The sequence below is a fragment of the Nocardioides palaemonis genome, assembly GCF_018275325.1.
GTDB classification, from domain to species: Bacteria; Actinomycetota; Actinomycetes; order Propionibacteriales; family Nocardioidaceae; genus Nocardioides; species Nocardioides palaemonis.
The window spans coordinates 24761-49229 of record NZ_JAGVQR010000001.1 but is presented as its reverse complement, the minus strand read 5'-3'; the positions used below and the strand labels follow the sequence as shown (position 1 = coordinate 49229).

23 protein-coding genes are annotated in these 24469 nt (G+C 74.3%); 13 read left to right on the top strand and 10 right to left on the bottom strand.

All coding sequences use genetic code 11. The annotated features are described in order from the left end of the window. Positions 1-70: 70 nt before the first annotated feature. Positions 71-1561, bottom strand: a complete 1491-nt coding sequence (locus tag KDN32_RS00220) for an amidohydrolase (RefSeq protein ID WP_211730127.1) — start codon at positions 1559-1561, stop codon at positions 71-73. 61 nt (positions 1562-1622) lie between these two features. On the opposite strand from KDN32_RS00220, the gene KDN32_RS00215 reads away from it, so the two are divergent. Both KDN32_RS00215 and KDN32_RS00210 read left to right on the top strand, forming a co-directional pair. Next, a complete protein-coding gene (locus KDN32_RS00215; protein ID WP_211730126.1) occupies positions 1623-2276 on the top strand; it encodes a hypothetical protein in 654 nt (217 codons plus the stop codon). Positions 2277-2286: 10 nt separating this feature from the next. Further along, positions 2287-2919: a hypothetical protein gene (locus KDN32_RS00210; RefSeq protein WP_211730125.1), complete on the top strand. Its 633-nt coding sequence runs from the start codon at positions 2287-2289 to the stop codon at positions 2917-2919. 22 nt (positions 2920-2941) lie between these two features. On the opposite strand, the gene KDN32_RS00205 is transcribed toward KDN32_RS00210, so the two are convergent. Beyond that, positions 2942-4399, bottom strand: coding sequence for a serine/threonine-protein kinase (locus KDN32_RS00205; RefSeq protein WP_211730124.1), 1458 nt, complete (start codon positions 4397-4399; stop codon positions 2942-2944). A gap of 20 nt (positions 4400-4419) precedes the next feature. On the opposite strand from KDN32_RS00205, the gene KDN32_RS00200 reads away from it, so the two are divergent. The 3 genes from KDN32_RS00200 to KDN32_RS00190 are packed head-to-tail and all read left to right on the top strand — an operon-like array spanning position 4420 to position 8028. Continuing rightward, positions 4420-4998: an RNA polymerase sigma factor gene (locus KDN32_RS00200; RefSeq protein WP_211730123.1), complete on the top strand. Its 579-nt coding sequence runs from the start codon at positions 4420-4422 to the stop codon at positions 4996-4998. Next, positions 4995-6509 (top strand): M1 family metallopeptidase, encoded by a 1515-nt coding sequence (locus KDN32_RS00195; protein ID WP_211730122.1) that lies wholly within the window; start codon positions 4995-4997, stop codon positions 6507-6509. Before KDN32_RS00200 ends, KDN32_RS00195 begins: the two co-directional genes overlap by 4 nt. Positions 6510-6555: 46 nt before the next feature. Next, positions 6556-8028, top strand: coding sequence for a carboxyl transferase domain-containing protein (locus KDN32_RS00190; protein WP_307853583.1), 1473 nt, complete (start codon positions 6556-6558; stop codon positions 8026-8028). Between the two features lie 142 nt (positions 8029-8170). Here KDN32_RS00190 and KDN32_RS00185 read toward each other — a convergent pair whose 3' ends face one another. Further along, positions 8171-9298 carry a coiled-coil domain-containing protein gene (locus KDN32_RS00185; RefSeq protein ID WP_211730120.1) on the bottom strand — a complete coding sequence of 376 codons (1128 nt, stop codon included), beginning with the start codon at positions 9296-9298 and terminating at the stop codon, positions 8171-8173. Further along, positions 9291-10769 carry a coiled-coil domain-containing protein gene (locus KDN32_RS00180; RefSeq protein WP_211730119.1) on the bottom strand — a complete coding sequence of 493 codons (1479 nt, stop codon included), beginning with the start codon at positions 10767-10769 and terminating at the stop codon, positions 9291-9293. Before KDN32_RS00180 ends, KDN32_RS00185 begins: the two co-directional genes overlap by 8 nt. Before the next feature lie 146 nt (positions 10770-10915). On the opposite strand from KDN32_RS00180, the gene KDN32_RS00175 reads away from it, so the two are divergent. Next, positions 10916-11866 (top strand): NAD-dependent epimerase/dehydratase family protein, encoded by a 951-nt coding sequence (locus KDN32_RS00175; RefSeq protein ID WP_211730118.1) that lies wholly within the window; start codon positions 10916-10918, stop codon positions 11864-11866. A gap of 109 nt (positions 11867-11975) precedes the next feature. Here the strand turns inward: KDN32_RS00175 and KDN32_RS00170 are convergent, their stop codons facing one another. The 3 genes from KDN32_RS00170 to pdhA form a co-directional block, all read right to left on the bottom strand. Beyond that, a complete protein-coding gene (locus KDN32_RS00170) occupies positions 11976-13523 on the bottom strand; it encodes a dihydrolipoamide acetyltransferase family protein (protein ID WP_211730117.1) in 1548 nt (515 codons plus the stop codon). A gap of 70 nt (positions 13524-13593) precedes the next feature. Next, on the bottom strand, positions 13594-14577 hold the full coding sequence (locus KDN32_RS00165; protein WP_211730116.1) for an alpha-ketoacid dehydrogenase subunit beta: 984 nt from the start codon (positions 14575-14577) through the stop codon (positions 13594-13596). 2 nt (positions 14578-14579) lie between these two features. Further along, the gene (pdhA, locus tag KDN32_RS00160; protein WP_249216432.1) at positions 14580-15650 is read right to left on the bottom strand and encodes a pyruvate dehydrogenase (acetyl-transferring) E1 component subunit alpha; all 1071 of its coding nucleotides are present in this window, start codon (positions 15648-15650) and stop codon (positions 14580-14582) included. Positions 15651-15958: 308 nt separating this feature from the next. Between pdhA and KDN32_RS00155 the strand changes: the two genes are divergently transcribed. Then, positions 15959-17044 (top strand): family 43 glycosylhydrolase, encoded by a 1086-nt coding sequence (locus tag KDN32_RS00155; protein WP_211730115.1) that lies wholly within the window; start codon positions 15959-15961, stop codon positions 17042-17044. A gap of 83 nt (positions 17045-17127) precedes the next feature. Here the strand turns inward: KDN32_RS00155 and KDN32_RS00150 are convergent, their stop codons facing one another. Beyond that, complete coding sequence (locus KDN32_RS00150; RefSeq protein ID WP_307853582.1) at positions 17128-18117, bottom strand: glutathione S-transferase family protein; 990 nt, start codon at positions 18115-18117, stop codon at positions 17128-17130. Positions 18118-18273: 156 nt separating this feature from the next. On the opposite strand from KDN32_RS00150, the gene KDN32_RS00145 reads away from it, so the two are divergent. Next, complete coding sequence (locus tag KDN32_RS00145) at positions 18274-18831, top strand: ArsR/SmtB family transcription factor (protein ID WP_211730114.1); 558 nt, start codon at positions 18274-18276, stop codon at positions 18829-18831. A gap of 8 nt (positions 18832-18839) precedes the next feature. Continuing rightward, positions 18840-20108: an MFS transporter gene (locus KDN32_RS00140; protein WP_211730113.1), complete on the top strand. Its 1269-nt coding sequence runs from the start codon at positions 18840-18842 to the stop codon at positions 20106-20108. A gap of 85 nt (positions 20109-20193) precedes the next feature. Here the strand turns inward: KDN32_RS00140 and hisC are convergent, their stop codons facing one another. Together hisC and KDN32_RS00130 are read right to left on the bottom strand one after the other, a co-directional pair. Further along, positions 20194-21282, bottom strand: a complete 1089-nt coding sequence (gene hisC, locus KDN32_RS00135; protein ID WP_211730112.1) for a histidinol-phosphate transaminase — start codon at positions 21280-21282, stop codon at positions 20194-20196. 10 nt (positions 21283-21292) lie between these two features. Next, entirely contained in the window at positions 21293-21868 is a 576-nt protein-coding gene (locus KDN32_RS00130; RefSeq protein WP_211730111.1) for a VanZ family protein, read from the bottom strand. 33 nt (positions 21869-21901) lie between these two features. Here KDN32_RS00130 and KDN32_RS00125 point away from each other — a divergent pair, with 33 nt between their 5' ends. From KDN32_RS00125 to KDN32_RS00110, 4 genes are all read left to right on the top strand, one after another. Beyond that, positions 21902-22291, top strand: coding sequence for a phage holin family protein (locus KDN32_RS00125; RefSeq protein ID WP_211730110.1), 390 nt, complete (start codon positions 21902-21904; stop codon positions 22289-22291). A gap of 4 nt (positions 22292-22295) precedes the next feature. After that, positions 22296-22802 carry a low molecular weight protein-tyrosine-phosphatase gene (locus tag KDN32_RS00120; protein ID WP_211730109.1) on the top strand — a complete coding sequence of 169 codons (507 nt, stop codon included), beginning with the start codon at positions 22296-22298 and terminating at the stop codon, positions 22800-22802. Further along, positions 22802-23665, top strand: coding sequence for a fructosamine kinase family protein (locus KDN32_RS00115; RefSeq protein ID WP_211730108.1), 864 nt, complete (start codon positions 22802-22804; stop codon positions 23663-23665). The genes KDN32_RS00120 and KDN32_RS00115 overlap by 1 nt, the downstream gene beginning before the upstream one ends. Before the next feature lie 98 nt (positions 23666-23763). Further along, complete coding sequence (locus KDN32_RS00110; protein WP_211730107.1) at positions 23764-24459, top strand: response regulator transcription factor; 696 nt, start codon at positions 23764-23766, stop codon at positions 24457-24459. The last annotated feature ends 10 nt before the right edge of the window (positions 24460-24469 follow it).

Here is a 24469-nt window from a genome sequence, read left to right as displayed (position 1 = left end):
GTGGACGCTCAACCTCCCCCATACCGGGCGACCAGCGACCACGGACCCACCCGAGCGGACGTGTGTCCGCTCAACCAGCGACGTGGACCCGCTTCCCCGCCACCCAGACGGCGCGGACGTGGTCGGCGAAGCCGCGGAGGACGGCGGCGTGGTCGCGGTCGGAGGCGCCGGCGAGCGGGTCGGCGTCGAGCCAGACCAGGTCGGCGGGGTGACCGACGGCGACGGTGCCCCAACCGTCGGTGGAGGCGGCGAGCGCCTCGCGGGCGGTGAGCGACTGCTCGGGGTGCCACGGCTCGCGGTCGTCACCCGAGCGGTGCACCGCGACGGCGATCGCCAGCCACGGGTCCAGCGGCGACACCGGCGCGTCGGAGCCGAGCACCACCTCGACCCCGTCGTCGAGCATCCAGCGCAGCGGGAAGCAGCGCTCGGCGCGGCCGGGCCAGAGGCGCTCGGTGACGTCGCGGTCGTCGAGCAGGTGGGCGGGCTGGACGCTCGCGCGGACGCCGAGCGCGGCCATCCGGCGTACGTCGTCGCGGGTCGTGAGCTGCACGTGCTCGATGCCGCCGTGGGCACCCGTGTCGCCGAAGGCGGCGAGCGCCTCGGTGACGGCGCGGTCGCCGATCGCGTGGACCGCGACGTCCAGGCCGCCGGCCGTCGCCCGGGCGAGCAGGGCGCGCAGCTCCTCGGGGGTCTGGTTGGGCTGGCCCTCCTCGAACCCGGCGACCGCCTTCTCGGCGTAGGGCTCGCAGCACCACGCGGTGCGGGTGTTGAGCGAGCCGTCGCTGATGATCTTGAGCGGGCCCATGGTCAGCCTCGGGTCGTCGGCGAGCGGGTCGCCCGAGCGCAGGCCGCGGGCGAGCACGTCGTCGAGCCCGTCGGCGTAGCAGGCGTGCCGGATCCGCAGCAGGTCGGCGCCCTCGGACCAGCGCTCCACCCAGTCGGCGACGCCGCCGCTGAACTCGAGGTCGACCAGCCCGACGACGCCCTGGGCGACCGCGGCCTCCATCGAGCGGCGGTAGGCGTCGGGGCCGGTGCCGTCGGTGCCGAGGACGGTCGCGAGCCGGCCGTAGGCCATGAACCACTCGGCCTCGCTGACCACGTCCTCGCGGGTCGGCAGCGCCAGCACGTGGAGCGCGACGGTGTTGAGCCAGCCGTGGTGCCCGTCGCCGGCGATCAGCACGATCGGCTGGTCGGTCCCGATCGCGTCGAGGTCGGAGACGACCGGGACCTCCGGCCACGCGGTCGGGCGGTGCCCCCAGCCGATGACCGGGACGTCGGGCCACTGCTCGAGGCGCTCGCGCACCATCGCGACCGCCTCGGCCGACGAGCGCGCGGGCCCGAGGTCGAGCCGCGCCGACGCGAGCGTCCACTGCCCGAGGTGGACGTGCTGGTCCCAGAGCCCGGGCATCAGCCAGCCGCCGTCGAGGTCGTAGGCCGGCTCGCCCGGTCGCGGGGACAGCCCCGGGCCGACCTCCACGACGCGGCCGTCGCCCACGCGTACGTCGGTGCGGCCGGGGGCGGGGCCGGTGAGGGCCACGAGGCGGGCGTCGCGCAGCAGCATGGGGTCACCGTAGGAGGTGCGGGACGACGGCCCGCGCGCCACCCACCGGTAGGTTGTCCTCGTGGAGTGGCGGGGGCCCGCAGTGCTGGTGGCGCTCCTGGCGATCGGGGCCGGGGGCGGCTGGGCCGCGTCCGCACAGACCCGCGACGCCACGATCGGCCGCGGCGCGGCGTCCCCGGTCGCGGCCGACGGGCCCGAGATGCCGGTCGAGGCCGAGCGCCCCTATCGTCCCGACCCCGACGACCCGCCCCTCGAGCCCGGCATCCCCATGGTGCCCGCCACGGTCGGGACGGGGAAGTTCGAGATCACCTTCCCCGCACCGAAGGGCTGGAGCACCAACGCCAACGCCACCAACGAGTGGAAGTGGAAGCAGCCCGGCACGTCGAACAACACGTACGTCATGCGCATCGAGCAGATCGACAGCCAGGACATCACCATCGAGGACGCGATCGACATCCGCGTCGAGCGGCTGCTCGACGAGCAGGACGACGTCCAGATCCTCGACCGCCAGAGCTCGTCGCTGGAGTACACCTACCGCAGCAACGAGGACACGTTCCGCCACAGCTTCATGCGCTGGCTCGACCTCGACGCCAGCGGCCAGGCCGACGTCGAGATCGTGGTGCACGGGCGCGAGGAGGACAAGGAGGGCGCGGCGGACCTGATCGCCCGCGTGGCCGGCGGCATGCGCGGCGCCACCGGCTCCGTCGTGCCCTAGAGTCGGCCCCGTGAGGTGGCGGGGGCCGGTCGTGCTGGCGGTGCTGGTCGCCGCCGGGATCGTGGGCGGCTTCGCCGTCTCGCTCGCCCTGGCCGAGCACCCCACCGACGGAGGTACGGCCGCACCCGTCGCGGCGCAGTCGCCGAGCCTGCCGGTGGACCCCGTCCCGGACCTCCTCCCGGACCCCGACTTCGCGCCGCTGGACGGTTCGCTGCCCCTCGTACGACAGGTCGTCGGCGCCGGCGACTTCCGGATGTCGCTCCCGACCCCGCGCGGCTGGCGGTTCTCGGAGAACTCGCTCAACGAGTGGCAGTGGCGACCGCCGGACCAGCCGTCCTTCGGCTACCTGGTGCGCGTCGAGCAGGTCCTGAGCAACCGCCGGTCCATCGCCTGGACGCTCGACCGGCGCATCGACGAGCTCGAGGAGGACGAGCAGGCCGTCCGCGTGCTCGGCCGGACCGACGCCACCCTCCACTACAGCTACGTCGCCAGCAACCACCTGCGCCACGGCTACCTCACCTGGCTCGACCTGACCGGATCCGACAACGCCCAGGTCGAGATCGCGGTCAGCGGCCGCGCGCGCGACCAGGACGGGATGGCCGAGCTCATCGGGCGGATCGCCGCTGGGACCCGTCTGGGCTGAGCCGGACGTCGGTGAGCGGGCGTCAGTAGCCGATGGTGCTGACCGAGTCGAGGACCTGGTTGGCCTCGGGACGGTCGTTGCTGCGCACCTGCACCCACAGCAGCCGGTTGGACGTCGCGCGCACCACCCGCTCGGCGATGACGTCGGTGCCGTCGCAGCCGGTGAAGAAGACCGTCACCGAGTCGTCCCCGTCGATCTGGTCGAGGATGTCGCCGCCCACGTTGTCGCAGTCGGGGTGCTGCGGGACCCGCGTCGGGAGCTTGTCGCCCGGGAGGATCCCGACGAAGACCCCGGGCGCGGCCTCGGCGGAGGTGTTCCAGCCGCTGCGCGAGCCCGCACCGATCGCCGGCTGCTGGACGTCGTCGTCGAGGGGTGCCCACTGCTCCGGGTCGACCTGCGCGGTCCAGGCCTCCGGCACGGTCACCTCGATGCTGCCGGTGCTGTCCTCCAGGGTCCGCTCGGAGGTGGAGGCGCGCTCCACGGCCCACCCGGACGTCGCGCCGACGGCCAGCGCCAGCACCGCGGCCACCAGCCACGGCACCGCCCGGCGCGGGCGATCGGGCTCCGACGGCACCAGCTCGCCGGTCCCCGCGGTCGAGCCGGGGCGACGCGTGGCCTGGGTGAGCTCGGCGTCGACGGGCGTCCAGGCGACCGGCGCGTCGTCGACGCGGCCGTCGTGGGCCGCCACCAGCGCGTCGATGAAGGCGGCGACGTCGGGGAAGCGGTCCTCGCGGTCCTTGGCCAGCCCGCGCAGCACCACGGCCTCGGCCTCGGGGCTGTCGACCTCCATCGGCGGGGGCGGGGCCGGGTCCTCGGCGGCGGCCAGCGTGGTGTGCTGGAAGGGCTGGCGACCGGCGAGCAGCAGGTACGCGAGGGCGGCGAGCGAGAACTGGTCGGCGCGCGGGTCGAGCGCCTCGCCGAGCGCCTGCTCGGGGGCGACGTAGGTCGGGGTGCCGCCGACCATGGTCAGGCGCGACGACATGTCCATCGCCTTGCCGAGCCCGAGGTCGCCGAGCATCGCGAGGACCCGGGCGCCGCGGGCTGTCTCGACGGTGCGGAACAGCACGTTGGCGGGCTTGACGTCACGGTGCAGCACGCCGCGGTCGTGGAGCGCCACGAGGCCCTCGGCCACCTGGCTGAGCACCGACAGCGCCTGGCCGGTCGACAGCGGCCCGGCCTCGAGCCGGTCGGCCAGCGTGCCCTGGTCGGCGTAGGCCATCACCAGGTAGGGGCGCTCGTCGTCGAGCTCGCCGGCGTCGTAGACGGTCACGACGTGGGGCGACTCGACCTTGCGCAGGAAGCGCCCCTCCTCGAGGAAGCGCTGGCGGGTGTGCAGGTCGCCGGTCCAGTTGTCGGCCAGCACCTTGATCGCCACCGGCGAGTCGAGGTGCTCGTCGTGGGCCAGCCAGACGGTCGCGAAGGCTCCCGACCCGATGCGACGGCGCACCGGGTACCGACCGAGACGAGTGGGAGCGGACACCCGGGCATTATCGTGCAGACGTGAGCAATCCTGGGGACCGCGGGGCCGCGTTGGCGCCCGACGACATCGACGACCTGGCGCGGCGCGCCCAGGAGGGTGACCGCGACGCGCTCGAGACGCTGCTCGGGGAGGTGCGTCCGCGGGTGCTGAACATCTGCCGCGGCGTGCTGCCGTACTCCTCCGACGCCGAGGACGCGTGCCAGGAGGCCATGCTCAACATCGCCACCCGGATCGGCGGCTGGGGCGGTCGCGGACGCTTCACGACGTGGCTGCACGTGGTCGCGGTCAACAGCGCCCGCACGACCTACCGCCGGCTGAAGAACCTCGCCACCCCGACCGACTTCGAGGACGGCGCGCACGACCGCCCCGACCCGCGCACCACGTCGGTGATCGCCGGCACCCGCCTCGACCTGCTCGAGGCGATGGACAGCATCGAGCGCGACCACCCGCAGTACGTCGAGCCGCTCCTGCTGCGCGACGTCTACGGCCTGCCCTACGACGAGATCGCCGCGCTGGTCGACGCCCCGCTCGGCACGGTGAAGGCGCAGATCCACCACGGCCGCAAGCTCGCGCGGCCGCTGCTGCGGGGCGAGCGGTGAGACCGCCCCGCCACCACCGGCGGGCCGCAGCGGCGGTCGGCCTGGTGGTCGCGGGGCTGCTGTCCGGCTGCTCGGGGACCGCGCCGGACCCCGGTGACCTCCGCCCGGGCGGCACCGCCCGGCCCGACGACGAGGGCTCCCTCGGCTCCTCGCCCGCGCCGGTCTCCGACCCGGTCGAGCAGGACCTCGACCTGGCCCTGTCCACGCCGCGCGAGGACAGCGTCTACCCCGACGTCGGCGACCCGCGCGTCGACGCGCTGCTCTACGACCTCGACCTCACCTGGTCCCCCGACGACCGCCGCCTCGACGCCCACGCCGTCGTCACCTTCCGCGCCACCCGCCGCGCCCGCGCCTTCCAGCTCGACCTGGGCCAGGGGCTCACCGTCGGCGACGTCCGCCTCGACGGCGAGCCGGTGCGATTCGCCCGTCGCGGCAAGGACCTCGTCGTCCGGGCGGCGGTGCGTGCGGACCGGCGCTACGAGCTCTCCCTCGACTACGTCGGCACGCCTCGCCCGACCCCGGCGCCGACGACGCGCGGCGACTTCTCGACCACCGGGTTCACCGTCACCGACTCCGGCGCGGTCTGGACGATGCAGGAGCCCTACGGCGCGTTCACCTGGTACCCGGTCAACGACCAGCCGTCCGACAAGGCGCTCTACGACGTGACCGTCCACGTCCCGGCGCCGTGGATCGGGATCTCCAACGGCCGGCTCACCGCACTCGGCACCGAGGACGGCACCACCACCACGTCGTGGCAGCTCACCGAGCCGGCGTCGTCGTACCTCGTCACCCTCGCCATCGGCGACTACGCCCACCGCAGCAACACCACCGAGGACGGCCTGCGCGTCGACTACTGGACGCCGCGGGGGATGGTGCAGCACCTCGACGAGCTCCGGACCGCGGCCGCGACCGTCGACTGGATCGAGGCGCGGCTGGGGCCCTACCCCTTCGACACGCTCGGCATGGTCGTGACCGACTCGCAGAGCGCGATGGAGACCCAGACCATGCTGACCCTCGGCAGCAACGACTACGTCCTGTCGCCGCAGGTGGTCGCCCACGAGCTGGTCCACCAGTGGTACGGCGACCAGGTGTCGCCCGACGACTGGCGCGACGTCTGGCTCAACGAGGGCATGACGATGCTGATGCAGTGGCTCTACGAGGACGACCACGACATCGCACCGCTGCGCAACACGCTCGGCGCCGCGCGCAACGCCGACCAGGGGCTGCGCGACACCTACGGGCCGCCCGGCGACTACGACCCGGAGCAGTTCGGCGGGTCCAACATCTACTACTCGCCCGCGCTCATGTGGAACGAGCTGCGGGTCGCGCTCGGCGACGAGGAGTTCTTCCGGATCGCCCGGTCCTGGCTGGCCGACCACGACGGCACCTCGGTCGGCCGGGAGCAGGTCTTCGAGCACTGGGAGTCCGAGACCGGCCTCGAGCTGACCGACTTCTTCGACGCCTGGATCACCGGGACCACGACACCGGCGCGCGGTGTGCCCGACGCCTGAGATCGATCGGCTGCGTCGTCCGCGGCCCTTGGCTAGCCTTCGCGTGGTGACCCGCCTCAGCGCGCACGACCTCATCGACCTGGTGCTCGACCCCGGCTCCTGGGCCTCCTGGGACGTGCCACCCTCGCGCGACGGCGTCGACGAGGCGTACGCCGCCGAGCTGGCGGCCGCGGCCGAGCGGTCGGGCGTCGACGAGTCGGTGCTGACCGGCGAGGGCCGGCTCCACGGGCGGCGGATCGGCGTGCTGGTGGGCGAGTTCGGCTTCCTCGCCGGCTCCATCGGTCGGGCCGCGGCGGACCGGATCGTCGCGGGCATCGAGCGCGCCACCCGCGAAGGGCTGCCGCTCGTCGCGGCCCCGGTCAGTGGCGGCACCCGGATGCAGGAGGGCACGCCCGCGTTCGTCCAGATGGTCCGGATCTCCGCGGCGGTCGCGGCGCACCGCAGCGCCGGGCTGCCCTACCTCGTCTACCTGCGCCACCCGACGACCGGCGGCGTGATGGCCTCCTGGGGCTCCCTGGGACACGTCACCGTCGCGGAGCCCGGGGCGCTGGTCGGGTTCCTCGGTCCGCGGGTCTACGAGGCGCTCTACGGCAAGGCGTTCCCCGAGGGCGTGCAGACCTCGGAGAACCTCTACGCGCACGGCATCATCGACGCGGTCCTGCCGCCCGAGGAGATCGCGGAGATCCTCGACCGGGCCCTGAGCATCCTGATGGCCGCCCGCGAGGGCGTCGCGCCGGTCGCCGACCCCGGGCAGGAGCCGGTGCCGGACGTCGACACCTGGGACTGCGTGACCCGCTCCCGGCGCCCCGACCGTCCGGGCGTGCGGCGGCTGCTGCGCTACGGCGCGCGCGACGTCGTCCCGCTCAACGGCACCGGGCAGGGCGAGTCGGACCCCGGCCTGCTGATCGCGCTCGCCCGCTTCGGCGAGGCGCCGTGCGTCTTCCTCGGCCAGGACCGCCGCGGCCAGACCACGGACCACCCGATGGGGCCGGAGGCGCTGCGCGAGGCCCGGCGCGGCATGCGCCTGGCCTCCGAGCTCGGGCTGCCGCTGGTCACGGTGATCGACACCCAGGGCGCCGCGCTGTCGGCCGACGCGGAGAACGGCGGGCTCGCCGGCGAGATCGCCCGGTCGCTGGCCGACCTGGTCACCCTCGACGCCCCGACGCTGTGCCTGATGCTCGGCGAGGGCAACGGGGGCGGTGCCCTCGCCCTGCTCCCGGCCGACCGGGTGGTCGCCGCCCAGCACGCGTGGCTGTCCCCGCTGCCGCCCGAGGGGGCGTCGGCGATCGTGCACCGCGACCTCGACCACGCCGCCGAGATGGCCCGCGCCCAGCAGGTCCGCGCCCTCGACCTCTACCGCCGCGGCGTCGTCGACCGCATCGTGGCCGAGAAGCCCGACGCCGCCGACGAGCCCGAGGAGTTCTGCCGCCGGGTCGCCGCCGTCCTCGAGCACGAGCTCAGCGCGCTGCTCGCCGCTGGTCCGGGCACTGCGGAGCGCCGGGCGCGTCGCTACGCCTGAGCCGCCCTGGCCCGGGGGCGGTGCGTGAGCCACGTTCCGGAGCTTCGGAGCGTGGGTGGCTCACCGCTCCCTGGTGGCGTCCGCGTGTCGTCCTCGTGAGCGGTGCGTGAGCCACATCCTGTAGCGCCGGAATGTGGGTGGCTCACCGCTCCTGGGGGATCTCCTCGCCCGCGTGCTCGGCTGCCTCTGCGGCCGCCTCCTCCTGCGCCTCGACGACCTCGGCCTCGGTGACGGCCTCGTCCGCCGACTCGGTCGGTACGTCCTCGGCCGGCGCGGCCTCGTCGGCCGCCGGCTCCCCGGCGGGCGCGGCCGCAGGGGCCACCGCGGGAGCAGGATCGGAGAACGCCACTCCCGGGACGGTGCCGGTGAGGGTGGCGAGCATCTGGCGCACGTTGGAGAGCTGGGCGTTGATGCTGTCGCGGCGCTGGGCGGCGGCCGCGAGCTCCCGGTCGGACTCGGCGCGGACCCGGTCGGCGGTGGCGCGGGCCTCGGCGACCATGGTGGTCGAGCGCTCCTCGGCGTCGGCCAGCATCCGGGCGATCCGGGCCTCCGCCTCGGCGCGGCTGCGCTCCATCGCGGCCTCGGCGTCGCGGTTGCGGGCGGTCATCGCGTCGAGCTCGGCCTGGGTGGCGGCCTGCTGGGCCTGGAACTCCGAGGTCGCCTTCTGCCGACGCTCGGCCAGGGTGGTCTCGAAGTCGGCGGCGGCCTGCGCGGCCTTCGCCCGCTGGTCCTCGTGCAGCGCCTCCGCCTCGGCCCGACGGGCGGACGCGTCACGCTCCGCGGCGTCGCGCTCGGACTCGGCGGCGGTCCGGGCGTCGGCGACCAGCCGGGCGGCCTCCGCGTCGGCGTCGCGGCGGGTCTCCTCGGCGTACTTGTCGGCCTCCGCGCGCAGCGCCGCCACCTCGGCCTCGGCGTCCTTGCGCAGCGCCTCGACCTCGCCGACGACCCGGTCGCGGACCTCGGCGGCCTCGGCCTCGGCGAGGGACAGGATCTGGCCGACGCGCTCGCCGAGGTGGGCGTAGGTCGGCTGCTCGGGCTGCTGCGCCTCGCGCGCCACGAGCGCCTCGCGGGCGGCGGACGCCTCGGAGCGGGCCTCGTCGAGCCCGGTGCGGGCCTCCGTGGCCTCGGCACGCGCCTGCTCGGCGGCGCCCTCGGCCTCGGCCAGGCGGCTGCGCAGCGCGGCGACCTCGGTGCGGGCGCCCTCGACGGCGCGCTCGACCTCGGCCGGGTCGTAGCCGCGCCGCACGGTCGTGAACATCTCGTCAGGCATCGGGGGTCTCCTGCGGGGGGTGGGGGTCGGGGGTGGCGGACTGGGGGTCGCGGGTCGGCAGCGGCGGGCGCGCGGCGCCGGGCTCGAGGTCGGGCTCGGTCTCGGGCACGGACAGGGCCTCGATCACGCCCGACCACTGGCCGAGCTCGGCGGCGATGGTGTCGCGACGCTGCTGCAGCTGCGCCACCTCGGCGCGCGCCCGCTCGAGCGCCTGGCGCGCGCTCTCGCGCAGCCGGTCGGACTCCGCCCGGCCCTCGGCGACGGCGGCGAGCGCCTCCTCGCGGGCCCGGCGCCGGTCCTCGGCGGCCTCGGCCCGCGTGCGGGTGACCTCCTCGGCCACGAGTGCCCGCAGGCTGGCGGCGCCCGACTCGGCCTCGGCCCGGCGGCGCTCGAGGCGCTCGACGGCCCGCTCGGCCTCGTCGGTGGCGTCGGCGACGACGCGCGCGGCCTCGGCGTCGGCCCGCTCGCGCACGGCGCGCGCCTCGCTCTCCATCTCCCCGGCGGCGAGCGCGGCGACCTGGGTGATGTCGCTGGCCCGCTCGCGGGACGCGGCGACCTCGGCGGCCATCCGCTCCGAGAGCCGGGCGATGACGTCCTCGAGCCGACGGCGCACGTCGCGCACGTGCTCCGCCGCCTGCCGGTGCGCGGCCGCGTGGATGGCGTCGGCCTCCGACGCGGCTCCCGCGAGCACCGACTCGACCGTGCGGGTCGCCCACTCGGTCTGCTCGGCCGCGCGGCGCAGCTGGTCCTCGCTCTCGGCGCGCGCGGCCGACAGCGTCTCCTCGGCCTCGGCGCGGAGCCGGTCGGCCTCGGCGCCCGCGCTGCGGCGTACGTCCTCGGCGTGCCGGGAGGCCTCCTCGCGCATCCGGGCCGACTCGGTCGACGCGCTCGCCCGCAGCGACTCCGTCTCGGCGGTGGCGGCGTCGAGGTGGTGCTGGCTGCTGGCGCGGGCCTCCTCGACGAGCCGGGTCGCGGTCTCGCGCGCACCGGTCAGCGTGGCGTCGGCCTCGGTGCGAGCGGCGTCGAGCAGCTCGCCGCGGGCGGTGGCGGCCGTGTCGTGGAGCTCCTGCGCGGTCGAGCGCAGCGCCGCGGCGTCGGCCTCGGCCCGCGCGCGCAGGTCGTCGGCCTCCGAACGGGCCCGAGCGACCTGCTCGTCGCGGGCGGACTCGGCGGCACCCATCAGCAGCGCGGCCTGCTCGTTGGCGTCGACGACGATGGTCGCCGCCTCCTCCGAGGCGCCGGCCAGCACCTGCTCGGCCTGCCGGCGCGCGCGGGCGGCCTCGGCGCGGTCGCGCTCGGCCTCGGCCATCAGGCTGCGGGCCTCCTCGCGCAGCCGCGCGAGGTCGGCGGTGAGTCGTTCGGCCTCGGCGCGCGCCTCGCTCTGCAGCTGGTCGGCGACCTGCTGGGCGCGGGCGAGCACGGAGGCGGTCGTCGACTCGCTGGACGAGGCCGTGGTGGCGTCGAGGGCCATCCGCCCCACTCCTCTCGCTCCCGAGGTCCGACCGGCCCATCCTCTCAGCCCACCCCGCGGGGTGACAAAGAGGCCGTCCGCTCCGCGGCGTGCGCCGACAGCGAACGGCCCTTGCCCCCGGCGCCCGGCCCCGCTGGAGTGGGCCCATGAGACTGCTGGTCCTGGGCGGCACCCGTTTCCTGTCCCGCGAGGTCGCGGCCCGCGCGGTCGCCCGGGGGTGGGACGTCACGTGCGCCTGCCGCGGTGCGTCCGGACCCGTCCCCGAGGGTGCGCACCACCTCCCCTGGGACCGTGCCGAGCCGCCGCCCCCGCAGGTCGCCGACGGCGCCTGGGACGCCGTGGTCGACGTCGGTCGCCTCCCGTCGCAGGTGGCGGCTGCGGTCGCGGCCACCGCCGACGCGCACTGGGTGTTCGTCTCCACCGTCAGCGTCTACGCCGACAACTCCTCTGCCGCCATGGAGCCGCTCCTCGAGCCGATCACCGACGACGTCGACCTCGCGACCGACCCCGAGGCCTACGGCGGGATGAAGGTGGCGTGCGAGCAGGTCGTCACCGCGACGGCCGCGTCGTCGGTCGTGGCCCGCCCGGGGCTCATCGTCGGCCCCGGCGACCCGACCGGCCGGTTCGCGTACTGGCCGCAGCGGCTCGCCCGCGGCGGCGAGGTGCTCGCGCCGGGGCGCCCGGAGGACGTCGTGCAGGTGATCGACGTGCGCGACCTCGCGGACTGGCTGCTGGTCCTGGCCGAGCAGCGCACGACCGGGGTCCTCGACGCCGTGGGGCGTCCGACGCCGTTCGGCGACCTGCTCGCGGGCGTCGCCACCGGTGTCGGCGCGGCCGACCCGCGACTCACCTGGGTCGACGCGGAGTTCCTGGAGGAGCACGACGTCGCGCCCTGGATGGGCCCGGGGTCGCTCCCGCTGTGGCTGCCGCGACCGGCGTACGACGGCATGCTCCGCCACGACCCCGGTCCGGCCGAGGCGGCGGGGCTGGTCCTGCGACCGGTCGCGGACACCGCCGCGCACTGCCTGGACGATCCCGTCACCGCGCTCCTGCCCGAGCGCGAGGCGGAGCTGCTCGCCGCCTGGCACGCGCGCTGACCTCCCCCCTTCCTCGCGCTGGAAACGACTGACCTCCCCCGTTCCACGCGGTGTGTGCGAGGAACGGGGGAGGTCGACGTGATCTGGCGCGAGGAACGGGGGAGGTCGGTCAGAACAGCAGCGCGGTGCCGGGGTCCTGGAGGATCCCGGCGACGTCGGCGAGGAAGCGCGAGCCCTTCTCGCCGTCGATGTGGCGGTGGTCGAACGACAGCGCCAGCGTCGTGACGTCGCGGACCACGATCTCGCCGGTGGCCTCGTCGACCCAGGGCCGCTTGTTGATCGCGCCGAAGCACAGGATCGCGGACTCGCCCGGGTTGATGATCGGCGTGCCGGCGTCGACGCCGAAGACGCCGACGTTGGTGATCGTGAAGGTGCCGCCGGCCATCTCGGCCGGCTGCGTCTTCCCGTCGCGGGCGGTGGCGGTGAGCTCGCCGAGCGCACCGGCCAGCTCGACCATCGACATCGCGTCGGCGTCCTTGACGTTGGGCACCACCAGGCCGCGCGGCGTGGCGGCCGCGATGCCGAGGTTGACGTAGTGCTTGTAGACGACCTCCTGCGCGGCCTCGTCCCAGAACGAGTTGATCTCCGGCGTGCGCTTCATCGCCATCAGCACCGCGCGCGACAGCACGAGGAGCGGGCTGATCCGCACGTCCTTGAGGTCGCGGCGCGCCTTGAGCCGCTCGACGAGCTGCATGGTGGCGGTGACGTCGACGGTGATCCACTCGGTGACGTGCGGGCTGGTGAAGGCCGACTGGCTCATCGCCGTCGCCATCATCTTGCGCACGCCCTTGATCGGCTCGCGGGTCTCCCGCTCGCCCGGGATCGGGGCCACGGCGGCCGGGGCCGCCGAGGGCGCCGGCGTACGCGCCGCCGAGCCGTTGGCGGCGCCGTGCACGTCGTCGCGGGTGATCGAGCCCGACGGACCCGAGCCGGTCAGCGTGGTGAGGTCGACCCCGAGGTCCTTGGCGAGCTTGCGCACCGGCGGCTTGGCCAGGGCGCGCACGGCGCCGGGCTCCTGCGCGGCCGGCGGCACGAGCGCCTCGGCCGGGGCGGCGTGGCCCGCGCGCTGGTCGGTCGCGGGCACGGGCGACTCGTCGGCGGGCATGACCTCGTCCGACTGCGCACCACCCGGGGCGAACGCGCCCTGGACCTGCATCTGGGTCTGCGCACCGGCGTCGGTGCTCGGCGACGCGGAGCCGCGACGGGCCCGGCGCATCGGGCCGCGCTCGGCCTTGATCCGTCCGACGAGGGACGCGCCCTCCATCGAGCCGGACGCGGCCGGGTTGGACAGGTCGATGTCGGCCGGGTCGACCTGGGCGGCGGCCGCCTCGGCGGCGCCGGCCTTCTGGGCCATGCCGAGGTAGGGGTCGGACTCGGTCTGCTCCGCGGCCGGGGCTGCCGCCGCGGGGGCGGGCTCCTCGCCGGGCGCGCCGATCGCGATGATCGGCGTACCGACCGGGACGGTCTCGCCCTCGGGCACCAGCAGCGCGAGGACGGTGCCCTCGAACGGCGAGGGCAGCTCGACGAGCGACTTGGCGGTCTCGATCTCGACGATCACGTCGTTGATCTCGACGGTGTCGCCGACCTTGACCTTCCAGGCCACGATCTCGGCCTCGGTCAGGCCTTCCCCGACGTCGGGGAGGAGGAATTCAGACATCAGGATCCTTTCGGAGCCAGTGGTTTCGAGGCTCGCTGCGCTCGCACCTCAACCACCGAGCGGCGGGTGGTCAGTAGGCGAAGGTGCGGTCGACGGCGTCCAGCACCCGGTCGAGGTCGGGGAGGTACTCCTCCTCGATCCGCGACGGCGGGTAGGGCATGTCGAACGCGCCGACGCGCAGGACCGGGGCCTCGAGGGAGTAGAAGCACTCCTCGGTGACGCGCGCGGCCAGCTCGGCACCCATGCCGAGGTTGACGTGCGCCTCGTGGGTGACCACGCAGCGGCCGGTGCGGCGTACGGACTCCAGGACCGGCGCCATGTCGAGCGGGGACAGCGTCCGCAGGTCGATGACCTCGAGGTTGCGGCCCTCGGTCTCGGCGGCCTCGGCGGCCTTGAGCGCGGTCTTCACCGTCGGGCCGTAGGCCAGCACGGTGGCGTCCGTGCCGGCGCGCACGACACGCGAGGTGAACAGCGGCTCGGGCGTGGCCGACTCGTCGAGCTCGGCCTTGTCGGCGTGGTACTGCCGCTTGGGCTCGAGGAAGATGACCGGGTCGTCGTGGGCGATGGCCTGCTGGATCATCCAGTAGCCGTCGACCGGGTTGGAGCAGGCCACGACCTTAAGGCCGGGCGTGTGCGCGAACTGCGCCTCGGGGCTCTCCGAGTGGTGCTCGACCGCACCGATGCCACCGCCGAAGGGGATGCGGATGACGATCGGCATCTTCACCTTGCCCTGCGAGCGGTAGGTGTACTTCGCGACCTGGCACACGATCTGGTCGTAGGCGGGGTAGACGAAGCCGTCGAACTGGATCTCGATGACGGGACGGTAGCCGCGCAGCGCCATGCCGACCGCGGTGCCGACGATGCCGGACTCCGCGAGCGGCGAGTCGATGACGCGGTCCTCGCCGAAGTCCTTCTGCAGGCCGTCGGTGATGCGGAAGACGCCGCCGAGCTTGCCGACGTCCTCGCCCATCAGCAGGACCTTGTCGTCGGCCTCCATGGCCTTGCGCAGGCCCATGTTGAGGCCCTTGGCGAGAGTGATCTTCTGGTTGCTCATGATCAGTGGCTCCCCTCGAAGGACGCGAGGTAGGCCGCGAACTCGTCGCGCTGGGCGGCGATCTCGTCGGTCATCTCGCTGAAGACGTAGCCGAACTGGTCGAGCGGCTTCGGGTCGGGCAGCGCCTTGCAGCCCTCGCGGAGGTGGTGGCCCATCTCCTTGGCCTCGGCGTCGAGGTCGTCGAAGAACTCCTGGTCGACCAGGCCGTTGCGGCGCAGGTAGACCTTGAGCCGCTCGATCGGGTCCTTGAGCTTCCAGTGCTCGAGCTCGTCGTTGAGGCGGTAGCGGGTCGGGTCGTCGGTCGTGGTGTGCGCACCCATGCGGTAGGTGTACGCCTCGACGAACGACGGTCCGTTGCCCTCGCGGGCGCGCTGGAGCGCGGCCTTGGTGACGGCGTACGTCGCGAGCACGTCGTTGCCGTCGACGCGGATGCCCGGGAAGCCGAAGCCGAGCGCGCGCTGGTAGAGCGGGATGCGGGTCTGGCGCTCGATCGGCTCGGAGATGGCCCACTGGTTGTTCTGGCAGAAGAACACGACCGGGGCGTTGTAGGAGGCGGCGAAGATGAAGGCCTCGTTGACGTCGCCCTGCGAGGACGCGCCGTCGCCGAAGTGGGCGATCACGGCCGCGTCGCGCTCGGGGTCGCCGGTGCCGACGACGCCGTCGCGCTGCATGCCCATCGCGTAGCCGGTGGCGTGGAGGGTCTGCGCGCCGATGACGATCGTGTAGAGCCCGAAGTTGTTCTCGTTGGGGTCCCAGCCGCCCTGGTCGACGCCGCGGAACAGGCCGAGCAGCCGCAGCGGGTCGACGCCCTTGCAGTAGGCCACGCCGTGCTCGCGGTAGGTCGGGAAGACGTAGTCCTGCGGGCGCAGCGCGCGGCCGGCGCCGATCTGGGCGGCCTCCTGGCCGAGCAGCTGGGCCCAGATGCCGAGCTCGCCGTGGCGCTGGAGCGCGGTGGCCTCGACGTCGATGCGCCGGGTCAGCACCATGTCGCGGTAGAGGCCGCGCAGCTCCTCGGCGGAGAAGTCGTGGTCGAACTCGGGGTGGTGGACGCGCTCACCCTCGGGCGTCAGCAGCTGGACGAGGTCGGGGCCGCCGTCGGACTGCGAGGGTCCGAAGACCTCCGCGAGGTCGGGGCCGAAGGTGTCACTCCGGGGGAGGCAGGGTCGGACAACGCACTCTCCTTCTACAGCTAGCGGCAGTCGCGGGATCGCCGGACGCCGACGGCTCTACAGCGTGGTCATCGGCGTGTGTGACCCCGACCACATGGTGGGCACAACGTATCCGGCGCCGCCTGCCAGCACCAATCCGGTCCCCCGTCGGTCGGGCGCCGTAGCCTTGCCGTCGTCCGCGCGGGGGCCGGGGACGGAAGGGGGTGCGAGACGTGCGATCCACGACGGTGCGTCGGAGCGTACGCCGCCTCGCCGGCGTCCTGCTCGCCGCAGGCCTCGCGCCGCTCGCCGGCCTCGCGGCCGCTGCGCCGGACACCCTCCCGCCGCGCCCGCTGTTCTGGGAGCAGCCGCTGGCCGACCCGTCGGTCGTCCACGACGGGACCCGCTGGTTCGCCGCCGGCACCGGGTGGCGCGGCGCGACCAGCAGCAGCGTGCGGGCGTCGGCCGGGTGGGTCCCCGGCGCCCCGCTGCTCGACGCGCGACCGGCGTGGGCGCGCAACGGCGACGTCTGGGCGCCCGAGCTGGTCCGCGCCGACGACGGCTCGTGGCTGGCCTACTACTCGGTCCCGGTGAGCGGCCTGCCGCGCACCGACGACCGCTGCATCGGCGTGGCCACGTCGCCCGACCTCGCGACCGCGTTCACGCCGCTGCACTCCCAGCCGCTCGCCTGTCCCTCCGGCGCGGCGCCGGTCCCGGCGAGCGACGACCTCGAGCGGGCCGGCGGACTGCCCCGGCGCGGCGTCATCGACCCCTCGTCGTACGTCGCGCCGGACGGGCGCCGGTTCCTGCTCTACCGGACGCAGGGAACGCCGTCGTCGATCCGCATGGTGCGGCTGACCCGCAGCGGGCTGCGCGCCGCCGGGCCGAGCCGCGAGATCCTGCGCGACCCGGGGGTCCTGGAGAACCCGGAGATGGTCGACGCCCGCGGCACCCACCACCTGCTGATGAGCCGCGGCGACTTCGGCCGCTGCGGCTACCGCACGGTGTGGCGCGCCTCGGCGTCGGTCCGCAAGGGCTGGGAGCGCGCGGCCGAGCACGTGCTGCTCGACCACGAGGGCTCCGGGATCTGCGGACCGGGCGGCGCCGACAGCTCCGACGACGCGGCGGGGCGGCTGTTCGTCCACGGGTGGGTCTGCGACGACGTCAACGGCCCGTGCGAGACGACGTACTCCTCCCACGACGACCCGCTGCTGCGCGGGCGCCGGGTCCTCTACCTCGCCCGGCTGCGCTGGACCCGCGACGGACCGGTGGTCGCCCGGTTCACCCAGGGGCCGGCCTGGACGCCGCCGCCGGGCTGACTCGAGCGCAGCTACCTACGCTCGACGCACGCAATAACGTGCGTCCAGCGTCAACGACGGTGGTTGAGCGGAGACGTCTCCGCTCAACCCCGCCCGTGCGGCGTCAGCCAGACCGCCGGATCCGGGCCGACAGGGACGACCTGCGTCGGGTTGATGTCGGTGTGCACGACGTAGTAGTGCCGCTTGATCTGGTCGAAGTCGACCTCGTCGGCGAAGCCGGGGGTCTGGAAGAGGTCGCGCGCGTAGCCCCAGAGGTTCGGCATCTCGGTCAGCTTGTTGCGGTTGCACTTGAAGTGACCGTGGTAGACCGCGTCGAAGCGGACCAGCGTCGTGAACAGGCGGACGTCGGCCTCGGTGATCGCGTCGCCCATCAGGTAGCGGCGGTCGGCGAGGCGCTCCTCGACCCAGTCCATCGCGGTCCACAGCCGGGCGTACGCGTCCTCGTAGGCCTCCTGCGAGCCGGCGAAGCCGCAGCGGTAGACGCCGTTGTTGATCTCGGTGAAGATCCGCTTCATGACCTCCTCCATCTCCTCGCGGAGGTCGGCGGGCCACAGGTCGGGCGCGTCGGGCCGCTGGTGCTCGCGCCACTCGAAGGACAGGTCGTGGGTGATCTGCGGGAAGTCGTTGGTGACGACCTTGCCCGACTCCACCTCGACGATCGCCGGGACCGTGATGCCGCGCGGGTAGTCGGGCTGGCGGGCGAAGTACGCCTCCTGGAGCCGCTCGATGCCCAGGACGGGGTCCTTGCCGTCCGGGTCGAGGTCGAAGGTCCAGCTGCGGGCGTCGTGGGTCGGTCCGGGCGCGCCCCACGAGATCACGTCCTCGAGGCCGAGGAGGGTGCGCACGATGATCGAGCGGTGCGCCCACGGGCAGGCGCGGGCGGCCACGAGGCGGTAGCGGCCCGGCTCGGCGGCCCACACCGGCACGTCGCGCGGGCTGTCCTTGGAGCCGCTGGGGAACTGCTCGTCCAGCGGGTCGGCCGAGCGCTCGCCGGCCAGGATCCGGTCCGGGAGGTAGGACATGTCGCGCTCGAAGGGCTCGCCCTTCTTCGTGTAGGTCGCGGTGTCGTTCACGCTTCAACGATAGCCGCGGGCACCACCCCCGCCCGGGGGTAGTCCAGTGGCGAGGTGCTGCCCGCGGGCCGACTTCGCGACATCTGGCCACTGGACTACCGCACAATCCGCAAAGAAGTGTTTGCAAATGATTCTTTGCAGTCCTACGCTGCCGTCATGGCCTCCTCCATCACCCCCGACGTCGCGGGGCTCCGCGCGCTGAGCCACCCGGTCCGGCTGCGGATGCTCGGCATCCTGCGCACCGAGGGGCCGGCGACCGCCACCACGCTCGCGCAGCGGCTCGACCTCAACACCGGCGCGACGTCGTACCACCTGCGCCAGCTCGCCCAGCACGGCTTCATCGAGGAGGACACCGAGCGTGGCAACGCGCGCGACCGCTGGTGGCGCGCGGCGCACGAGTCGACCCGCACCGACCTGCGCGGCGACGACGTCGGGGGCGAGGACGTCGAGGCCTACCTCGCGACCGTGGCGCAGCTCTACGCCGACCGGCTGCGCGCCGCGGTGGCCGAGCTGCCGTTCCTGCCCACGGAGTGGCGCTCCGCCGGGACCCTGAGCGACTGGGAGCTGCGCCTGACGCCGTCGCAGGCCCACGCCCTGGTGCAGGAGCTCGCGAGGATCGTGGAGCAGACCCCGTCGTCCGACGACGAGGACGCCGCCCCGTTCTCGGTCAACATCAACGCGTTCCTGCGCCCCGGCCAGCAGCGGGACGCGTGATGGAGGGCGTGGCCACCCGCCGCGCGCCGCTCGTCGGCGCGCTGGTGGCGGAGGGCATGTCGTTCGTCGGGACGCGGGTCTCGATGATCGCGATCCCGTGGTTCGTGCTGTCGACGACGGGGTCGGCGGCCCAGACCGGCCTCGTCGCGGCGGCCGAGATCGCGCCGCTGGTCGTGCTGAAGGCGCTCGGCGGGCCGCTGCTCGACCGGGTGGGCCCGCGCCGGGTGACGCTCACGTGCGACCTGCTCTCGAGCATCGTGGTGGCCGCGATCCCGCTGCTTCACCACCTCGGCCTGCTGTCCTTCCCCGTCCTGCTCGTCCTGGTCGCGCTCGCGGGCGCGCTCCGCGGTCCGGGCGACGCCGGCAAGTCCGCGATGAGCCCGGAGATCGCCCGCGTCGGCGGCTGGTCGCTGGAGCGGGTGACCGGCCTCGCCTCGGCCGTCGAGCGGACGTCGTCGATGGCCGGGGCCGCACTGGCCGGACTGCTGGTCGCCTCGATCGGGGCCGCCAACGCGCTCTACGTCGACGCCGCGACGTTCCTCGTCTCGTTCGTGGTCTTCGCCGTCGCCACCACGGGCCTGGGCCGGCCGGTGCCGCCGGAGGAGGGCACCGACGCCACGTCGTACGCCACCGAGCTGCGGCAGGGCTGGGACTTCCTGCGCACCGAGCCGGTGCTGGTCGCGGTGTGCGTGATGGTGGCGGTGACCAACCTCGTCGACCAGGCGTGGAGCGCGGTGCTCGCGCCCGTGTGGGCGAAGGACTCGGGCGCGGGGGTCGCGGTGCTCGGCACGCTCTTCGCCGTGATGAGCGGGGCGTCGGTCCTCGGCGCGCTGGTCGCGGCCCGGTGGGGCGAGACCCTCCCGCGCTTCCGGACGTACGTCCTCGCCTTCCTCGTCGCCGGGGCCCCGCGCTTCGTGGTGATGGCCCTGGACTCGCCGGTGTGGGCGGTGTTCGTGGTGATCGCCGTCGCGGGTGTCGCCTCCGGCTTCCTCAACCCGATCCTCGGGGCGGTCATCCTCGAGCGGATCCCGGCTCCGTTGATGGGCCGGGTGTCCTCGCTCAACACCGCGATCTGCTGGTCGCTGATGCCCCTCGGCGGGATCCTCGGCGGCCTCGCCGTCGCCGGTCTCGGGCTCTCGCCGGCGCTGCTGGTCGCCGGCGCGGTCTACCTCGTCACCACGATGGCGCCGGCGCGGGTGCCGAGCTTCCGGGCGATGGACCGGCCGCCGGCAGTGCCGGAGGCGGCGTCCGCCCCGGACTTGTCAGGCTCTCGCTGAACATGTCAGGGCGTGCACGGCCTGACATGTTCAGCGATCCCCGGCTGACCGGGGATCGCTGAAGAGGCAGCCCCCCGCCCCCGGCTCAGCGAGGCGCGAAGCGGGCGGCCACCTCGACCACGCGGTCGAACGCCTCGGACTCGCCGATGCTGACCCGGACGCCGTCGCCGGCGAAGGGCCGCACCGAGATGCCGACCTCGCCGCAGGCGGCGGCGAAGTCGAGGGCGCGGTCGCCGAGCGGGAACCACACGAAGTTGCCCTGCGCGTCCGGCAGGTCCCAGCCCACCTCGTGCAGCCGCGCAAGCAGGTCGGCGCGGCGCGCGACGAGGTCGTCGACGCGCGCCATCAGCTCGTCGGACGCGGCGAGCGAGGCGATCGCGGCGGCCTGCGCGACGTGGCTGACGCCGAAGGGCAGCGACACGGCGCGCAGGGCGGCGGCCAGCGGGGCCGGGGCGACGGCATAGCCGACCCGGAAGCCGGCCAGGCCGTACGCCTTGGAGAAGGTGCGGGTCAGCACGACGTTGTCGTGGCGCCGGTAGGTGGCGACGCCGTCGATCGCGTCGTCCATCCGGACGAACTCGAGGTAGGCCTCGTCGACCACGACCACCACGTGGGTCGGGACCTTCGCGATGAACGCGTCGAGCTCGGCCTGCGTCACCGCCGGACCGGTCGGGTTGTTGGGCGTGCAGACGATGACGACCTTGGTGCGGTCGGTGACAGCGGCCGCCATCGCGTCGAGGTCGTGGCGCCCGTCCGCGGTCACCGGCACCTGCACGCTGGTGGCGCCGCCGGCGGTGACCGCGATCGGGTACGCCTCGAAGGACCGCCACGCGTAGACGACCTCGTCGCCGGGCTCGCAGAAGGCGTTGACCAGCTGGTAGATCAGCCCGACCGAGCCGGTGGCCGCGGCGAGGTCCTCGGCCGGCACGCCCATCGCCTCGGCGAGCGCGGCGTAGAGCGCGGTGCTGCCCATGTCGGGGTAGCGGTTCATCTGCGCCGCCGCCTCGGTCGCCGCCTCGAGCACGCCGGGCAGCGGCGGGTACGGGTTCTCGTTCGACGACAGCTTGTAGGACGTCAGCCCGGGCTGGGCGACGGGCGGCTTGCCGGCGACGTACGCAGGGATGGCGAGCACGTTGGGCCGGGGCTGGGGCGTGGTGGGCGACGACGAGGACATGCCTCGCACCCTAGTGAGCGACCGGCTCCCGCGCCGAGCCGCGGCCCCGCCACGGCCGCACGAGGGGCAGCAGGAGCAGGCCGAGGAGGAAGCCGATCCCCGCACCGAGCACGTTGTCGACCATGTCGGTGACGTCGCAGGCCCGGTCGAGGCGGGCGAGCTGGAGCTGCACGAACTCGATGCCGAGGCTGTAGGCCGCGAGGAGCGCGAGACCGAGCGGCGCGAGCACCACCCCGGCCCACCAGCGACCGACCGTGAGCACCAGGAACAGCCCGGCAGGGACGAAGAGCAGGACGTTGAGGGTGCGCTGGTCGAGTCCGAGCACCTCGAAGGTGGTGCCGGAGGGCCCGCCGTAGTCCCACGAGCAGGTGTCGCTGCGGGTCTCGGCGGGCACGAAGCCGGTGTCGGGGCGCGTCGGCACGAGCGTGACCAGCGCGATCGCGACCAGCGACCACAGCAGCCCGCCGGTCGCCACCGCCGTCGGCGTGCCGACGAAGCGACGCAGCGCGAGGGCGACCAGGCCGGCGACCACGGCGGCGACCAGCCCGCCCAGCACCATCACGCCCGTCCCGCCGATCGTCACCACGCCCGCGAGGGTAGCGGCCGCTAGGGTCGAGCCATGCGCTTCGTGACCTGGTTGCTGACCTACGCCGCCGGGCTGGCCGTGGCCGCCTGGCTGCTCGACGGGATCTCGTTCGAGGGGGCGAGGAACGGGCAGGCCGAGCTGCAGGACAAGATCGTGCCGGTGCTCGTGGTCGCGCTGATCCTCGGGCTGGTGTCGACCTTCATCGAGCCGGTGGTCAAGGTGCTCTCGCTGCCGTTCATCATCCTCACGCTCGGCTTCCTGCTGCTCGTCATCAACGCGCTGATGCTGCTGCTCACCGCGCGGCTGGCCGACGCCTTCGGGGTCGGCTTCACCGTCGACGGCTTCTGGAACGCGCTGGCCGGCTCGCTGGTCATCACCGTCGTCGGCTGGGGCGTCCGGACGGCGCTGCCCGCCGGGGACTGACCCCGTGGCGACCTCCCGCCTGCCCGCTCCCCGCACGCCCGGCCACTACCGGGTCGCCCTCGTCTGCCTCGGCAACATCTGCCGCTCCCCGATGGCCCACGTGGTCCTGGAGAGCCGGCTGGCCGACGCCGGGCTCGACGACCGCGTCGAGGTCGTCTCCGCCGGCACCGGCGGCTGGCACGTCGGCGACCCGATGGACCGGCGCGCCGCCGCGACCCTGTCCGCAGCCGGCTACGACCCCAGCCGCCACCGCGCCCGGCAGTACGACCGCACCTGGCCCGAGGCGTACGACGTGGTGCTGGTGATGGACGCCACCAACCTCGACGACGTCGGCGGCCGCACCGAGCGGGTCGGGCTGTTCCGCGACCTCGATCCGGTCGATCCCGGGAGCGAGGTACCGGACCCGTACTACGGTGGTGACGACGGGTTCGAGGAGGTGCTGGCGATGGTCGAGCGCACGAGCGACGCGGTGACGGCCGAGCTGGCCGCCGCGCTCGAGGACCCTGCCTGATGCCACGCCAGCCGCTGGTGGCCCGCCGCGCCGAGGAGCTCCTCGGCGCGTCCGTCGTCGCGACCGCCCCGGTCGCCGGCGGCGACGTCGCGACCGCGACCCGGCTCCGGCTCTCCAGCGGCCAGACCGCGCTGATGAAGACGCTGCCGCACGCCCCCGACGGCTTCTTCGAGGCCGAGGCCGCCGGGCTGCGCTGGCTCTCCGAGGTCGACGGCGGGGTGCCGCTGCCGGAGGTGCTCGCCGCGGCGGACGACTGCGTGATCCTGGCGTGGGTCGAGCAGAGCCCGAAGACCCCGGTCGAGGCGGCCGCCACCTTCGGCCAGCAGCTCGCCGCCACCCACGCCGCCGGCGCCGACGGGTGGGGCCTGGACCACGACGGCTACATCGGCCGGCTGCCGCTGCCCAACCGCACGACGAGCTCGTGGCCGGAGTTCTACGCCGTCCGCCGGCTCCTGCCCTACCTCAAGCTCGCCCGCGACCGCGGCGCGATCTCCGAGACCGACGCCGCCTCCGTCGAGGCCGTCGTCGGCCGGCTCACCGACCTGCTCCCCGAGGAGCAGCCCGCCCGGCTGCACGGCGACCTCTGGAACGGCAACTGCCTCTGGGGCCAGGACCTCGCGATCCACGTCATCGACCCGGCCGCCTACGGCGGCCACCGCGAGGTCGACCTCGCGATGCTGCACCTCTTCGGGCTCACCCACCTGCAGCGGGTGATGGCGGCCTACGACGAGGCGAGCCCGCTGGCCGACGGCTGGGAGGACCGGCTCGGGGTGCACCAGCTCTTCCCGCTGCTGGTCCACGCCTGCATGTTCGGCGGCGGCTACGGCGCCCGCGCCGGCACGATCGCCGCCCGCTACGCCTAGGCGGTCGCTGGTCGAGGAGGTCTCGTGACAGGACGTCGTCCTTCCTCGACCAACGAAGCGTTCAGCCTCCGCTCAGGCCCCGGTGGCATCCTTGGCGCGTGACCGACTCCAAGCCCCGCGTGCTGGTCGTCGACGACGACCGCGCCGTGCGTGACTCGCTGCGGCGCTCCCTGGAGTTCAACGGCTACGAGGTGGTGCTCGCGGCCGACGGCGCCGAAGGGCTGGTCGCGGTCGGGGCCCAGCACCCCGACGTCGTGGTGATCGACGTGATGATGCCGCGCCTCGACGGCATCGAGACGACCCGCGCCCTGCGCGCGGCGGGCAACGACGTGCCGGTGCTCGTGCTCACCGCCCGCGACGCGGTCGGCGACCGGGTCGAGGGCCTCGACGCCGGCGCCGACGACTACCTCACCAAGCCGTTCGCGCTCGAGGAGCTGCTCGCCCGGATCCGCGCGCTGCTGCGCCGCGTCGTCCCCGACGACGGCGGGGAGGGCGAGGTGCTGGCCTTCGCCGACCTCACCATGGACGTCGCGAGCCGCGACGTCACCCGCGGCGGCCGGCCGATCGAGCTGACCCGCACCGAGTTCACCCTGCTGGAGATGTTCCTGCGCCGGCCCCGCCGGGTGCTGGACCGCTCGTTCATCCTCGAGGAGGTCTGGGGCTACGACTTCCCGACCTCGGCCAACTCCCTCGAGGTCTACGTCGGCTACCTCCGCCGCAAGACCGAGGCCGAGGGCGAGCCGCGGCTGATCCAGACCGTGCGCGGCGTGGGCTACGTCCTGAAGGAAGCATGAGGCCGGCGTC